The organism is Corallococcus sp. AB045 (assembly GCF_003668895.1).
In the GTDB taxonomy this organism is placed as follows: domain Bacteria; phylum Myxococcota; class Myxococcia; order Myxococcales; family Myxococcaceae; genus Corallococcus; species Corallococcus coralloides.
The window spans coordinates 35,375-50,339 of record NZ_RAWN01000003.1; the positions used below are offsets into that span (position 1 = coordinate 35,375).

Here is a 14,965-nt window from a genome sequence, read left to right on the forward strand (position 1 = left end):
TGCGCGGTCTCCTCCCGGGCCGTTCATATAGTTCAAGACCGCGTGAACTGCACCTGAATCCCTCCTGCCCACCAAGCGGGCGGACAGTCAGTGGAAAGCGACGAATAAGGCCGGTTGGTGTCCGGCCGGGCCCGGAGGACTCCTTGGAGGTCCGATTGAGAGGGAATGCGCGGCCATGGGAAACGAATCCCAGTGTCCGCCGCCCTCCGTCGTCGCCTCGTCCAGAGCTTCGCTTCCCTCGCCACCGGCGTCCCCCTCTTCCGCCCTGGCGCCTCGCTGCCCGGCTCGTCCGCGCCCCTCCTGGGGGCCCCTCCGCCCCCGGACGGCCACCGGGGCCCACCCCTGCACCGGCGCCTCCGCGCGTCGCTGAAGGTGTCCACCGTGGAGGGCATGTTCGCGGAGGTGTTCACCGCGTGCGCGGGTCCTACCGTGCTCACCGCGTGGGCCATCGCGCTGAAGCTGGGGCCCTTCCTGGTGGGCGTGATGACGGCGCTGCCGTTCTTCGCGCAGTTCGTGCAGTTCCCCGCCGCGTGGCTCACCCTCTGCTTCGGTCACCGGCGGGTGGCGCTGACGGCGGTGTGCCTGTCCCGCCTGGCCCTGCTGCCCATGGCGCTGTTGCCGTGGCTGGGCCTGTCCCTGGAGGGGCAGCAGCACCTGCTGCTCGCCGTGGCCGGGGCGTCCGCGGTGCTGGCGGTGGTGGGCAACAACGCGTGGGTGGCGTGGATGGGGGAGCTCGTCCCCGGCGCCGTGCGGGGCCGCTTCTTCGGCAAGCGCACCGCGCTCACCACGCTGATGGGCACCGGCGCGTCGCTCACCGCGGGCCTGCTGATGGACCGGCTGAAGGGGCTGGACGGGGTGGGACTGGCGCTGCCCATGCTGGCGCTCGCCGCCTGTGTCATGGGCGTCGTCACCACGCTGATGATGGCCGCGCAGCATGACCCGGCGCCCCCGGGCACCGCGCCGAAGCTGGAGCTCAAGGCGGCGCTCCTGCCCTGGAAGGACGACGGCGCCCGGCGGGTGCTCCTGTACCAGGTGGCGTGGAACGCGGCGGTGGGCGTGTCCGCGCCCTTCTTCGCGCTGCACAGCCTGCAGAACCTCAAGATGACCTTCGTCATCATGGCCCTGCACGCGGCGGCGGTGGCGGGGGTGCGCGTGCTGACGGCGCCCCTGTGGGGCCGCGCCATCGACAGGCTGGGCGCGCAGCCGGTGCTGATGCTCTGCTCGCTGGGCATCAGCGCCATCCCCATGCTCTGGCTTCTGCCCTCCGCGGGGACGCTCTGGCCGCTCTTGTTCGACGTGCTCCTGGCGGGCGCGCTGTGGAGCGGCCACGGCCTGGCCATCTTCGCGCTGCCCCTCACGGTGGCGCCTCGCCACGGCCGGCCCTTCTACCTGGCGGCGTTCGCCACCGCGGGAGGCATGGCCTACGCGGCGGCGGCGGCCCTGGGCGGAGCGCTGGCGGCGCGCGTGCCCCAGCAGTTCATGCTGGGTGGCCACCTCTGGGTGAACCTGCACGTGCTCTTCGTCGTGTCGTCGGTGGCCCGGCTGGGGGCCGCCTTCCTCGCGGCCCGGGTGAACGAACCCGGCGCCGCCACCACGCGCACCGTGGCCCAGGTGGTGGAGCGGTTCCTGCCCCGCCTCCGCCCGGCTACAGCCGGTAGTCGCGCACCATCGCCGCCACGCGCTCCGACAGGAGCTTGAGCGACACGGCGGACTCACTGGTGGTGGCGATGCGCTTCACCGTGTCGCCCATCACCGTGTTGAGCTCGTTCACGGCGGTGAAGATCTGCTCGATGCCGGTGGCCTGCTGGTTCACCGTCTGCGAAATCTGACGGGCGGACACCACGCTGTCCCGCACGATGGAGGACAACTGGCGCAGCGTGTCCCCGGACGTGCGCACCTGGGCCAGGCCCGCCTCCATGCGCTGCGTGCCTGCGGCCGTGATCTCCACCGTGGCGAAGATGGCGGCGCTGATGTCCGCCAGGATGCCGCGCACCTGGTTCGTCGCGCGGATGGACTGGTCCGCCAGGCCGCGGATCTCCCGGGCCACCACCGCGAAGCCCTTGCCGTGCTCCCCGGAGCGCGCCGCCTCGATGGCCGCGTTCACCGCGAGCAGGTGGGACTGGTCCGCCAGGTCCTTCACCGTCTCCGTGATGCCGGAGATCTGCTCGGTGCGCTCGCCCAGGGCCATGATGCGCTCGGCGATCTGCTCCACCTGCGCGCGCAGCGCCACCATGCCCTCGATGCTCTCGGTGATGGCGATCTCGCCCGTCTTGCCCAGCACCTCCGCGCGCTCCGCCACGTCGATGACCGTCTCCGCCGCGCGGGACGCCACCACGGACGTCTGGCGGATCTCCTGCGCCGTCACCTGCGTCTCCTGCAGCGCGGCGGCGTGGCGGGACACCATCTCGTTCTGCCGGCCCGCGGAGTCGTTCAGATGGTCCACCGAGCCGCGCAGCAGGTCCGACGAGCCCTGCAGCTGCTGCAAGAGGTCCTTCACCTTGGACACCATCAAGGAGAAGGCCTTCGACAGCTGCGCCACCTCGTCCGAGCCCTCCACGCGCACCGTCTCGCGCAGGTCGCCGTGCTCCGCGATGCGCTGGGCCGCCTCCGTCAGCTGCACCAGCGGCGCCGCCACCCGGCGCGCCAGCACGATGCCCACGACGACGAAGAGCGCGAGCGCCAGCACCATCACCACGCTCACCCCGGTGGTGATGGCCCGCACCTGCGCGCGCGCCGATGTGCGGTTGAAGCCCACGTGCACGGTGCCCGCCCCGTTCGCGAAGCGCGAGCTCACGTCCAAGAGCTCCGCGTCCCGCACGTAGAACGTCGCCTCACCCTGCGCGCGGCCCAGCCGGTCGCGCAGCTCCCGCATCGACGCGGCGTACTCGCCCGCCACCGCGCGCATCTGCCCCGTCCCGTCGAAGACGGCCACGTAGGCCACCTGGTGGTGGCGCACCGCCTGCTCCAGCACCGCTTGGAGCGCCTCCGTCTGGCCGCCGGGCATCGCCGCGGGCAGCGTGGCCGCCAGCGCCGCGGGCAGCGCACCTCCCACGTCCCGGCCCTGCGCCTCGAAGGCGGAGCTGACGCGCGGGATGAGGTAGCCGAAGAAGAGGACCGTGAAGAACAGCGCCACCAACAGCGGCGCCAGCGTGAGCTTCTGGGAAAGGGAGAGTCGCATCCGGGAGCGGCGCCAAATCCAGAGGAGGTCTGGGAAACGAAGCCCCCCTGGACCATCCAGTGAGGTGCCGCATTGTGGACATCCCAGAGGAGCCGGCGCAATGGCTGCGCGCATTCCAGCCCGTGAAAGTCAGACACCGCGCCCTGGGTAGCGACGAACCCGGGGCGCGGGCGTCATCCCGGCCGCGTCAGCCGGCCTTGCGGTTGTTGGACGGCGCGCTCTCGTCCCACTTCTCCATCAGGGTGTTGGACGGGAGGGTCTCATCCAGCAGCTTGCGCGCGGCCTCGGCGCCGGTGACGGGCAGGCCCTTGCGGTCAATCAGGCCCAGCTGAACGAGCACGGCGGCCTGATCCCAGTAGATGTGCTCGTGGTAGAGCTTGTCGCCGCGGAAGTTCACCACCGCCACGAAGGCCGCCTCCACGTACTTCCCTGTGGGCGGGATGCCCGGGAGCATCCAGTCCATCTCGATGTCGTGGGTGAAGCTGAAGATGAACTCGTCCACCACGCGGTCCGCGCCCACGGTGCGCGACAGCAGGGTCATCTTCGTGTCCTTGGGGTTGGCGTGCACGAAGTGGTTCTCGTAGAAGCGGTGCAGGTACTCCGCGCCCACGCCACCCGTCATCACCGGCACGCTGTTGACGTACGGGTGCGCCACCATGGTCTTCATGGTCGCGTCCGCGTCCCGGGCGGCGAACTCCAGCTCCGTGTGCTTGTCCCACAGCGCGGCCAGGTCGTAGCGCGGCCCCATCACGCGCTTGAGCAGCGCGAGGGTGCGCGTGTGCGCCGTCATCATCGAGGGCCGGTGCCAGGCCGGCGACCCCTCGCGGAAGAAGCCGTGGCGCACGCCCTGGTACACGTACAGCTCCACGTCGACGCTCACGTGCTGCTTCACCCGCGCCACCGCGGCCGGAGACACGAAGCCGTCCCACTCCGCGAAGTGGAGCACCATGGGGGCCGCGTTCTCACCGCCCTGCGCGAGCACGTCCTCCATGCCCGGCGCGCAGTAGGCCACCGCGCAGTCCACGTGCGCGTGCGCCGCCAGCTGCGCGGCCAGCGTCCCGCCCAGCCCGTAGCCCAGCGCGCCGACCTGCTTCTTTCCCCGGAGACCCACCACCTCCGGAAGCGAGCGCGCCCAAGCCACCACCGGCTTCAGGTCCACCTCCTCCGGCTCCCCTCGTGAGGCGAGGTCGGGCACCACCACCACGTAGCCCTCTTCACTGAAACGCTCGGCCATCAGCTTCAGGTGGGCGTTTCCCTCGAACGCCTCCACCATCAGCAGCAGCAGGGCCGGACCCGTTCCAGAGGCGGGGCGTCGCACCCACGCACGAATCGGGTCGCTTCCTTCCACGGGAATCCACGTCGAGTTGTCGTTCATTTGTCGCGCACCCTCCCCAAAGCGGACACATTTTACGTCCGGACGGACTGCCTCCCGGACGTCTGGCATTGTAGCAAACCCTCCACACACTTGCCTCATCTTATGAGAGGTTTTGATGTGGATGGATTGTTGTATGCCTTTTATGTGGAGTAATCAGCCACCACTGCAATGCACTGTCCGTGACGCGAACGGCCTTGTGTCTCACGCCGTCATCGGCGTGGAGACGCCCGCGCACGCGGAGTGCGCGCGTGTCTCAACCAAAGCCTGACGCGGAAGACAGAGAGAGAAGATCGTACCGACGTCCGGGGTCGATTCCACCCGGAGGGTGCCGCCGTGGGTCTCCACGATGCTACGCGCGATGTAGAGCCCCAGGCCCAGGCTCTCGCGCTGGCCCGGGCCGTCGCCTCGGCGGAAGGGCTGGAAGAGCGTGGGCAGGAGGTGCGCGGGGATGGGAGCCCCGGCGTTCTGGACCTCCAGATGGACGGTGTCCGCGCCCTGTTCATAAGTGCGCAGACGCACGGGGGTGTCTCGCGGGCTGTACTTGAGCGCGTTGTCCAGGAGGTTGGCCACCACCTGCGCCAGCCGGTCCAGGTCCCACACACCCGGGAGGCTGTCGCGGGCGAAGTCACACTGGATGGAGCGCTCCGGTTTCGCCGCGCGCAGCTCGTCCACGAGCTTGCGGCACAGCTCGTTGAGGTCGCCCGCGCCCGGCACCACCGGGATGCCTCCGCCCACGCGCGCGCGGGTGAAGTCCAGCAGCTGATCCACGATGCGCTGGATGCGCTCGCCGCCCCGGGCCACGCGCTCGAAGGCCTTGCGCTGGGCGTCCGGCAGCAGCTCGCGCGACAGCTCGATGTTGGCCGTGGTGAGGATGGCCGCGAGCGGCGTGCGGATGTCGTGCCCCACGATTCCCACCAGCTGCTGCTCGAGCTCCGTCGCGCGCTGCAGCTCCTCCTCCACGCGCCGGCGCTCCGCCAGCTCCAGCGCCTGCTGCCGCAGCTTCTCTCCGCGCAGGTACAGCTCCACGAACACGGCCACCTTGGCGCGCAGGATGTCCGGGTCCACGGGCTTGAGCAGGTAGTCCACCGCGCCGTATTCGTAGCCGCGCGTGACGTAGGCCGCCTCGCGGCTGAGCGCGGTGATGAAGAGGATGGGCAGGTGCTTCGTGCGCTCGCGGGTGCGCACCAGGCGCGCCGTCTCCAGGCCGTCCAGCCCCGGCATCCGCACGTCCATCAGCACGCACGCGTACTCGTCCAACAGCAGCGCCTTCAGCGCCTCGTCGCCAGAGCACACCGACACCACCTGCTGGCCGAGCGGCTCCAGGATGGCCTCCAGGGCGAGCAGGTTCGCCGGCGTGTCGTCCACCAGGAGGATGCGCGCGCGAGGCGTCTCGGGCGATTCATTGGCGCGGCGGTGGGACAGGCCGGAGACGGCGGTGAGCACGGGCGTCCTGGGAACGGAAGGCGTCAAGGAGGCGTTCACTCGGGCGTTTGGGGTGGAGCGGCTCAGCGGGCCAGCACGAAGCCAGCGCCACGTGGGTCCGACGGATGTCGAGCGCCCGCTTCCAACACGGCCTCTTCGTCACCTTGTTCCCTGCACCTGTATTCAAAAGCCACAGCAAGACAGGAATTCGTAATCAAAACTGACCCGTTGCAATTCCTGTCAGGGGCGTAGACTCCGCGCACATGACGCTCCCGGCTCTTCACACCCTCCTGCTCGGTCCCACTGACTTGCGCGCGCTCGTGGAAGGCGTGGGTCTGGACGTCCTGATGGACGAGCTCATCCAGGCGCTCACCGTGGCGCTGCGGGAGCTGGACGAATCCGTCCTGCAGATCCCCAAGCGGGAGGGCTTCCAGGTGACGGGCGGCTCGCGGCCCTCCGGGACGATGGGCTGGATGCCCGCCCTGCGGCGCGGGGACAGCCTGACCGTGAGGGTGTCCGCCTCCCTCCCCAGCAACCGGGGGGACTCGGGGCTGCCCACCCTGGTCGCGTCCCACAGCGTCCATGACGTGAAGACGGGCCACCTGGTGGCGGTGATGGACGGCGTGTTCGCCACGGCGCTGCGCACCGGCGCGGCGTCGGCGGTGGCCAGCCGCTATCTGGCGCATCCGGACAGCCGGGTGCTGGGGCTGGTGGGCTGTGGCGCGCAGGCCGTGTCTCAGTTGCATGCGCTCAGCCGCGTGTTCCGGTTGGAGCAGGTGCTGGTGCACGACATCGATCCGGACGCGGCGCGCTCCTTCGTGCGGCGCGTGGCGTTCCTGGGGTTGGACGTGCGGCCCACGCTGCTGCCGGACCTGGAGACGCGTTCGGACATCCTCTGCACCGCGACCACCGTCGCTCCGGGCGCCGGGGCCGTCATCTCCGGCCACGCGCTCCAGCCGCACGCGCACGTCAACGCGGTGGGCTCGGACCAGCCGGGCAAGGCGGAGCTGCCACTGGCGCTCTTGCGACGCAGCCTCGTCGTGCCGGACTTTCCCGCGCAGGCGCGCCTGGAGGGCGAGTGTCAGCAGCTCCACCCGGACCAGATTGGCCCGGACCTGGCCACGGTGGTGCAGCAGCCGGAGGAGTTCGAGGGCTGGCGCGAGCGCAACACGGTGTTCGACTCCACCGGCCACGCGCTGGAGGACCACGTGGTGACGCGCCTGCTGTTGGACCACGCGCGGCGCATGGGCCTGGGCACCCTGGTGGCGCTGGAGGCGCTGGGTGGGGACCCGTTGGATCCGTACTCGCAGGTGCGGCCGGACGTGGCCGGACGCGCCGAGTCGCCGCGCCGCGCCGCCGGCAGCTGACAGGCCCGGGGACAAACGCGGACAGCCCCGCCCCGATGCCCGGCCTCCACGCCGGACGTCGGGGCGGTTTCGTTTCACTCCCGGCACACAACTTCCAGCACACGCCGCCGATAATCGCGAAAGCAGCAGCTATCCACTATTCCTGGAATCGTACACCATGACCGTCCGAGCCCCGACCACCCGCGCCACCGCCAACGCGCCCGCGAGCACCGCCGCCACGGCCCCCCGCACCGCCGCTCCCGCGCGCGCGGCGGCCGCGTCCACGGCCCTCACGGCGCCGCCGGCCGGCCTGGGCAAGGGTGACTCCGGTGCGAAGGTGAAGCAGCTGCAGCAGGGGCTGGTGAAGCTGGGCTACATGACCCAGGCGCAGATGAACACGGGCACCGGCTCCTTCGGGCCGGCGACCGAAGCGGCGGTGAAGAAGTTCCAGGCGGACAACAAGATCTCCGCCACCGGCTACTACGGGACGCAGACGGCGGCGGCGCTGACGAAGGCGCTCAAGACGACGACGCCTCCGCCCACGGAGCCCGGGAAGTTCACCAAGCCCGCGGTCATCAGCGCGCCCTCGCCCAACAGCGACTCGCGCAACGGCGCGGACATCGACACCATCGTGCTGCACCACACCGGCACCAACAACGGCTCCGGGGACCTGTCGTGGATGCGCAACAAGGACAGCAAGGTGTCCGCGCACTACATGCTGGACCGCGATGGGAAGATCTACCAGCTGGTCGGCGACACCAAGCGCGCGTGGCACGCGGGCAAGGGGGAGCTGCACGGCGTGCCCACGGACGTGAACGCGCGCTCCATCGGCATCGAGATCGTCAACGACGGCAGCGGCAAGACGGCCTTCACCGACGCGCAGTACAAGGCGCTGACGCAGCTCGTGGGCTACCTGAAGCAGGAGCACGACGTGCCGGCTAAGAACATCGTCGGTCACAAGGACGTGGCCGTGCCCAAGGGCCGCAAGGACGACCCGGCGGCCAACTTCGACTGGGCCCGGCTGCGCAAGGGCATTGGCGGCTGAGCAGCGCTCCTCACGCCGCCCGCCCTGCCCTCACGGCGTGTGCACTTCCACTGGAGCGTGCTAGAAGACCGCTCCAGTGCTCCGACTCTGGCTCTTCATCTGCCTGATGCTGCTCGCTCCCATCGGGGGCGGGCTCGCGCATGCCTTCGGGCCGGCGCAGCAGGCGGAGACGTGCCTCACGGGCTGCGCGGATGACGACGCGCAGGGCCAGTGCGCCCCCACCTGCGTGGACTGCGCCTGCTGCACGCACTCGAGGCCCCTGGCCGTCGCCGTGCCGTTGCCGGGCCTCATGGGCTCCCTGTTCCGGGAGCCCCCCATCACGCCCGAAGCCCTGGAGCCGTCCTCCGCCGAAGCGGATGACATCCTGCACGTCCCCATAGTTCCTCTCGCTTAAGGCCCGCGTCCGCCGTCGTTCGCACGCGCCCCGCCACCGGTGTGCCCGGCCTCCTGCCCGGGTGCATGGGTGCGCGCGGCCGCCTTCCGAAGAGGTCTTCTTCCGTGTCCATCCGTTCCGCGACGGCCGCCCTCGGGTTGGCCGCCGTCCTGCTCTGGCCGCGCCCCGGTGGCGCGGACCCATCCCGCATCACCCTCCAGGACGTCTTCGCCCTGGCGCGCGAGCACGCCCCGGCGCTGGTCGAGGCCCGGGCCCGCGTGCGCGCCGCCCAGGGGCCCCTGGCGAGCGCCGCGCCGCTCTTGCGCGAGAACCCCCAGCTCGACGTCCAGGTGGGCCCGCGCCGGCTCCCCAATGGCGACTACGGCCTGGATCTCGCGTTGGGCCTGTCGCAGCCCTTGGAGTTGGGCGGCAAGCAGGGCCTGCGGCGCGAGGCGGCGCGCGCGGGCCTGTCCATGGAGGAGGCCCGCCTGCGCGACGCGGAGCGGCTCCTGCTGGGGGACGTGGCCGCCGCCTACCTGCGCCTCCTGCATGCCGGGGAGCGGAAGAAGCTGGTGGACGCCGCGGCGGAAGCGGCGGCGCGCACCGTCCAGGCCACGGAGCGGCGCTACGCGGCCGGTGACGTTCCGGCCGTGGACGTGAACGTGGCGAAGGTGGCGCACGCCCGGGCCCGCGCCGAGCTCCAGGTCGCGGCCGGCGAAATCCACGCGCTGCGGGAGGAGCTGGAGGTGCGCGTGGGCTCCCGCGCGAGGCCCATGGTCACCTACGACGATGATCTGCGGTCGCTCGCGAGGGCGCCCGTCCGCGAGGTGCCGGACGGCGCCGGAGCGCGCGCGGATCTGGTGGCCCTGGCGCAGGAGCAGGTCCAGGCGAAGGCCGCCGCGACGCTGGGCCGGCGCCAGGTGCTGCCGGACGTGACGGTGGGCGCGCGCTACCAGAAGGAGGCGGACGAGACGGTGTTCCTGGGAACACTCAGCGTGCCCCTGCCCCTCTTCGCCCGAGGCCAGGAAGCGCGCCTCGTGGGCGAAGCGGATGCAGCCCGCGCCGAACAGGAGCTCGCCGCCGCGCGCACCGTCGTGCCCGCCCAGGTCCAGGCCGCGAGATTCCGCTACCGCGCGAGCCTTGGCGCACTCGGGGTCCTGGAGGAGGTGCTGCCGCTCCTGGACGACAACGAGGCGCTGGCGCAGCGCTCCTATGACGCCGGGGAGATGGACCTCGCGGCCTTCCTCCTCGTCCGTCGCGACACGTTGGAGGCGCGGGCCGCGTGGCTCGAGGGCCTGCTGCGATTGGCCCTCGCCCGGGTACAGCTCGAAGTGGAAACCGGAGTCCTGCCATGAAGCCCACCCTGATGCTGCTGTCCGTCCTCGTGGGCCTCACCGCCTGCAAGTCCTCCAAGGTGGAACACGGCGACGCGCACGAAGACGGGCACGGCGACGCAGCCGAGGAGAAGCTGCACGTCGAGTCCGGGGACGTCATCCACGTGCACGTCCCCCAGGAGATGCTCCGCGACCTGCGCGTCACCACCGCGAAGGTGGAGGCCCGCCCGGGTGGTGAGAGCGTCACCGCGCTGGGCGAGCTGACCTTCAGCGAGGACGCCTACGCGGAGGTGTCCTCGCCGGTCTCCGCGCGTGTGGCCTCCGTCGCCGTGACGACGGGCCAGGCCGTGAAGCAGGGCCAGCGGCTGGCGGAGCTCCAGAGTCCGGAGCTGGGCCGCGCCCGCGCGAACCTCCAGGCCACCCAGGCCCGCGCCACCGCCGCCCGGCAGGCCGCGGACCGCAAGCGCACGCTGGCCGACGAGCGCATCGTCGCGCGCAAGGACGTGCAGGCCGCTGAAGCGGACGCCGCCGCCGCGGAGGCGGAGGTCGCCGCCGCGAAGGCCGCGCTCACGGCGTTGGGCGCGGCCGGGGGTGACGGCACGTCCGGCTTCGTGCTCAAGGCGCCCATCGACGGCACCGTCGTGGAGCGCACCGCGCGGCTGGGGCAGATGGCGGATCCCTCGCAGCCGCTCTTCCGCGTCGGTGACCTGTCGTCGCTGTGGCTCATCGTCCACGCGTTCGAACGGGACGCCGTGCGCCTGATGCCCGGCGCGGACGCGCGCGTCACCTTCGCCGCGTTCCCGGGCCAGGAGTTCACCGCGAAGGTGGGTCACGTGGGGCAGCGGGTGGATCCCCACAGCCGCACCATCCCCGTGCGCCTGGAGCTGGACAACGGCAAGGGGCTCCTGCGGCCGGGCATGTCCGCGTCCGCGTCCATCCCACTGGGGGATCCAGGCGCCACGCTCACGGCCGTGCCCGCGGCGGCGCTCCAGCGGCTGGAGAACGGCTGGGTGGTGTTCCTGCCCACGCCGGAGGCCGGCGTCTTCGAGCAGCGCGAGGTGGGCCGGGGCCGCAGCCTGGGCACGCAGGTGGAGGTCCTGAAGGGGCTTTCCGTGGGCGACGAGGTGGTGGTGGACGGCGCGTTCCTGCTCAAGGCCGAGGTGGAGAAGTCCCAGGGCGGAGGTGACGAGCATGGGCACTGATCCGCGCACGACGCTGCCGGGGCGCATCCTCCGCGCTTCCTTCTCACGGCCCGGGCTGACGGTGCTCGTCGTCCTGGCGCTGGCGGCCTTCGGCACGATGGCGCTCCGCAACCTGCGCCAGGACGTGTTCCCGGATCTGTCCGCGCCCATCTTCAACGTCATCGTGCAGAACCCGGCCATGGGCGCCGAGGAGCTGGAGACGGCGGTGGCCATCCCCATGGAGGTGGCGCTGGCGGGACTGCCCGAGGTGCGCCGCATCCGCTCCACCTCGCAACTGGGCGTCACGCAGGTGACGGTGGAGTTCGAACCGGACGCGGACTACTTCCGCAGCCGCCAGTACGTGGCGGAGCGCGTGGCGCAGGCGGCGGGCGAGCTGCCGCCCGGCACCGACACGCCGCTCGTGTCCAGCCTCACCGGCCGGCTCAATGAAGTCTTCGAGTTCACGTTGGAGGCGGAGCCCGGCAGCGCGGACCTGATGGCGCTGCGCGACCTGGCGGAGTTCGACATCAAGAACCGGCTGCTCGCGGTGCCCGGCGTCGCGGGTGTGGAGCGGCTGGGCGGCTACCTGCGCCAGTTCCAGGTGCTGCTGGATCCGGATCAACTGGTGGCGCGAGGCATCACCCTGGACGAGGTGCAGCACGGCCTGGAGGGCGCCAGCGTCAACGCGTCCGGAGGCTTCGTCACGCAGGGCCCCATGGAGTGGGCCGTGCGCGCCGTGGGCCGGGCGGAGTCGGTGGAGGACCTGAACAACACCGTGGTCGCGCTGCGGGACGGGACGCCCGTGCTGCTGGGAGACGTGGCGGACGTGCGCGAGGCCCCCGCGCCGCGCCGGGGCATGGCGCACCGGCTGGAGGGCGAGGTGGTGAGCTGCCGCGTGAGCAAGCAGTTCGGCGCGGACACCGTGCGGGTGGCCGAGGGCGTGCGCGCGGCCATCGACGAGCTGCGACGCTCGCTGCCGCCGGGCGTGCGGCTTCGCGTCGTCTACGACCAATCAGAGCTGGTGGGCTCCGCGCTGGGAGGCGTGGGCCGGGCCATCCTGCTGGGCGCGTTCCTGGTGGTGGGCGTGCTCTTCCTGCTGCTGGGGGACTGGCGCGCGGCGCTCATCGTCACGCTCACCCTGCCCTTGTCGCTGGCGCTGGCGGGACTGCTGCTCAAGGCGGCGGGCATCGGGTTGAACACGATGACGCTGGGAGGGCTGGCCATCGCGGTGGGCCTGCTGGTGGACGCGGCCATCATCGTCGTGGAGAACATCATCCACGACCTGCGCGAGGGCAAGGGGCGCCGCCCGGTGCGCGACGAGGCGCTGGCGGCGGCGATGGAGGTGGGCCGCCCCATCGCCTTCGCCACGCTCATCGTCGTCTCGGTGTTCATCCCGCTCTTCGCGATGACGGGCATCGAGGGCCGCATGTACCAGCCGCTCGCGGCGGCGGTGGTGGCGTGCCTGGCCGCGTCGCTCGCGCTGGCGCTCACGCTGGTGCCGGTGGTGTCAGGGCTGCTCTTGCGCGCGCCTCGCGAGGACTCGCCGGAGGACGTGTGGCTCATCCGCAAGGTGAAGGTCGCGTACGCGCCGCTCCTGGACAAGTGCATGCGCCACGCGGGCCTGGTGCGCGTGGTGGCGCTGGCCATCACCGTGCCCGCGCTGGGCCTGGCCTTCATGGTGGGCAGCGACTTCATGCCCCGGCTGGACGAGGGCGCGTTCCTGCTCCAGACGGTGCTGCCGCCGGAGGCGTCACTGGAGGAGGTGGATCGCCTCAACCACCGCATGGAGGACGTGCTGCGCGAGTTCCCGGAGGTGGAGGACGTGGTGCGCCGCACCGGCCGCGCCGAGCGCACCGAGGACCCGATGCCCCACACCCTGTCCGACGTGCTGGTGGTCCTCAAGAAGGACACGCTCGGGGACCGCGAGGCGCTGGAGTCGCGGATGCGCGAGGCGGTGCAGAAGGTGCCGGGCGTGTCGGTGCTCTTCACCACGCCGCTGGGGATGCGCATCGACGAGGGGCTGGGAGGCAGCCCCGCGGACCTCTCCGTGCGCGTCTTCGGGCCGGACCTGGACACGCTTTCGGAGCTCGCGGAGCGCACGCGCGCGTTGATGTCGAAAGTGGATGGCGTGGAGGACCTGCGGGTGGAGCGGCTGAGCGGCCTGCCGCAGCTGCGCATCGCGGTGAACCGCGCGGCGGTGGCCCGCGTGGGACTGACGCCCGGGGACGTCATCCGGGCCGTCCGCGTGGGGCTCGTGGGTGAGGAGTCCACGCAGATCCTGCGGGGCCAGCGCCGCTACGACCTGGTGCTCCGGCTGGCGGATCACCGCCGGGGTGACGTGAACGCCATCCGCAACCTGCTGGTGGACGGGCACGACGGCACGCGCATCCCGCTGAGCCAGCTGGCCACCATCGAGGAGACCTCCGGCGCGGGGAGCGTGCGCCGCGAGGCCGGCAGCCGGCGCATCGCGGTGGAGGCGGGCGTGTCCGGCCGAGACCTGGGCAGCACGGCGGCGGAGGTGCGGGAGGTGCTGGCCACGCAGCTGAAGCTGCCCACGGGCTACTTCGTGGACGTGGGCGGCAAGGTGGAGAGCCAGGAGCGCGCGGCGCAGGCGCTGACCGTGGCCATCGCCCTGGCACTCCTCGCGGTGTTCGTCCTGCTGTACCTCGCGCTGGACTCCGTTGCGGAGGCGCTGGTCATCCTGGCGACGCTGCCGGACGCGTTCGTGGGCGGCATCCTCGCGCTGCTGCTCGCGGGTGAGACGTGGAACGTGTCCAGCCTGGTGGGCCTCATCGGCCTGTTCGGCATCGCGGTGCAGAACGGCCTGGTGCTCGTGGCGCAGACGAAGGACCTGATGGGCCGGGGCAAGCCCTTCGCGGAGGCCGTGCGCGAGGCGAGCCTCGGCCGCGTACGGCCCAAGCTGATGACCGCGGGCACGGCGATCCTGGGGTTGCTGCCGCTGCTGGTGTTGCCGCTGCACGGGACGGAGATTGAACGTCCGCTCGCGGTGGTGATGGTGGGCGGGCTCGTCACGTCCACCCTCTTCACGCTGCTGGCCCTGCCCACGTTCTACGCGCTGGTGCACGGGTTCCAGGAGCGACTCGCGGCGCGCAGGGCCGCGCGAAAGGTCCCGGCATGAGCCTGTCACCGGAAGCGATGGACGCGCTGCTGCGCCATCACCATGCGTTCCTCGCGTTCCTCACGCCGCGCGTGGGGAGCCAGGAAGCAGCGCGCGAGGTGCTACAGGCCGCGTTCGTGAAGGGCATGGAACAGGGAGGCTCGCTGCGCGAGGAGCAGAGCGCGGTGGCCTGGTTCTACCGGCTCCTGCGCAACGCGCTGGTGGACCGCCACCGGCGGGGCCAGCGGGAGGTCTCCACGCTGGAGTCCCTGGCCCACGAGCAGCCGCTGTCCTCCGAGGACGCCAACGGCCTGGAGGCGACGGTGTGCGGCTGCGTGGCGGGGCTCGCGGGGACGCTCAAGCCCGAGTACGCGGAGGCCGTGCGCCGGGTGGACCTGGAGGGGCTCACCGTGGCCACGTACGCGCAGGAGGCGGGCATCTCCGCCAACAACGCCGCCGTGCGCCTGCACCGCGCCCGGAAGGCCCTGGGCGAGCAGCTGGTGGAGCTGTGCGGCCATTGCTGCGCTCAGGGCTGCGTGGACTGCGACTGCGCGCCCGCGTGAAAAATCAGCTGTAAGAGCGCGCGGGGCCGG

At 71.6% G+C, this 14,965-nt stretch carries 11 protein-coding genes; 8 read left to right on the forward strand and 3 right to left on the reverse strand.

All coding sequences use genetic code 11. The features are described 5' to 3' along the window. The first annotated feature begins 165 nt into the window (after positions 1-165). On the forward strand, positions 166-1,698 hold the full coding sequence (locus D7Y21_RS01140) for an MFS transporter (protein WP_120567220.1): 1,533 nt from the start codon (positions 166-168) through the stop codon (positions 1,696-1,698). On the opposite strand, the gene D7Y21_RS01145 is transcribed toward D7Y21_RS01140, so the two are convergent. The 3 genes from D7Y21_RS01145 to D7Y21_RS43395 all read right to left on the reverse strand — a co-directional run bounded on the left by D7Y21_RS01145 (position 1,646) and on the right by D7Y21_RS43395 (position 6,023). Next, complete coding sequence (locus D7Y21_RS01145; protein WP_120567219.1) at positions 1,646-3,178, reverse strand: methyl-accepting chemotaxis protein; 1,533 nt, start codon at positions 3,176-3,178, stop codon at positions 1,646-1,648. The genes D7Y21_RS01140 and D7Y21_RS01145 overlap by 53 nt on opposite strands. A 187-nt stretch (positions 3,179-3,365) precedes the next feature. Next, positions 3,366-4,553 (reverse strand): alpha/beta fold hydrolase, encoded by a 1,188-nt coding sequence (locus D7Y21_RS01150; protein WP_233591972.1) that lies wholly within the window; start codon positions 4,551-4,553, stop codon positions 3,366-3,368. Positions 4,554-4,754: 201 nt separating this feature from the next. After that, positions 4,755-6,023: a hybrid sensor histidine kinase/response regulator gene (locus D7Y21_RS43395; protein WP_304988550.1), complete on the reverse strand. Its 1,269-nt coding sequence runs from the start codon at positions 6,021-6,023 to the stop codon at positions 4,755-4,757. A 281-nt stretch (positions 6,024-6,304) separates the two neighbouring features. On the opposite strand from D7Y21_RS43395, the gene D7Y21_RS01160 reads away from it, so the two are divergent. The 7 genes from D7Y21_RS01160 (at position 6,305) to D7Y21_RS01190 (ending at position 14,935) form a co-directional block, all read left to right on the forward strand. Next, positions 6,305-7,342, forward strand: a complete 1,038-nt coding sequence (locus D7Y21_RS01160) for an ornithine cyclodeaminase family protein (protein WP_233611894.1) — start codon at positions 6,305-6,307, stop codon at positions 7,340-7,342. 157 nt (positions 7,343-7,499) lie between these two features. Then, on the forward strand, positions 7,500-8,366 hold the full coding sequence (locus D7Y21_RS01165; RefSeq protein WP_121710686.1) for an N-acetylmuramoyl-L-alanine amidase: 867 nt from the start codon (positions 7,500-7,502) through the stop codon (positions 8,364-8,366). 76 nt (positions 8,367-8,442) lie between these two features. Beyond that, complete coding sequence (locus D7Y21_RS01170; protein ID WP_120567215.1) at positions 8,443-8,760, forward strand: hypothetical protein; 318 nt, start codon at positions 8,443-8,445, stop codon at positions 8,758-8,760. A 104-nt stretch (positions 8,761-8,864) separates the two neighbouring features. Next, on the forward strand, positions 8,865-10,094 hold the full coding sequence (locus D7Y21_RS01175; RefSeq protein WP_233591971.1) for a TolC family protein: 1,230 nt from the start codon (positions 8,865-8,867) through the stop codon (positions 10,092-10,094). After that, complete coding sequence (locus D7Y21_RS01180) at positions 10,091-11,275, forward strand: efflux RND transporter periplasmic adaptor subunit (protein WP_121710689.1); 1,185 nt, start codon at positions 10,091-10,093, stop codon at positions 11,273-11,275. Before D7Y21_RS01175 ends, D7Y21_RS01180 begins: the two co-directional genes overlap by 4 nt. After that, positions 11,265-14,393, forward strand: coding sequence for an efflux RND transporter permease subunit (locus tag D7Y21_RS01185; RefSeq protein WP_121710691.1), 3,129 nt, complete (start codon positions 11,265-11,267; stop codon positions 14,391-14,393). The genes D7Y21_RS01180 and D7Y21_RS01185 overlap by 11 nt, the downstream gene beginning before the upstream one ends. Next, positions 14,390-14,935, forward strand: coding sequence for an RNA polymerase sigma factor (locus D7Y21_RS01190; protein WP_121710693.1), 546 nt, complete (start codon positions 14,390-14,392; stop codon positions 14,933-14,935). The genes D7Y21_RS01185 and D7Y21_RS01190 overlap by 4 nt, the downstream gene beginning before the upstream one ends. Positions 14,936-14,965: the final 30 nt, after the last annotated feature.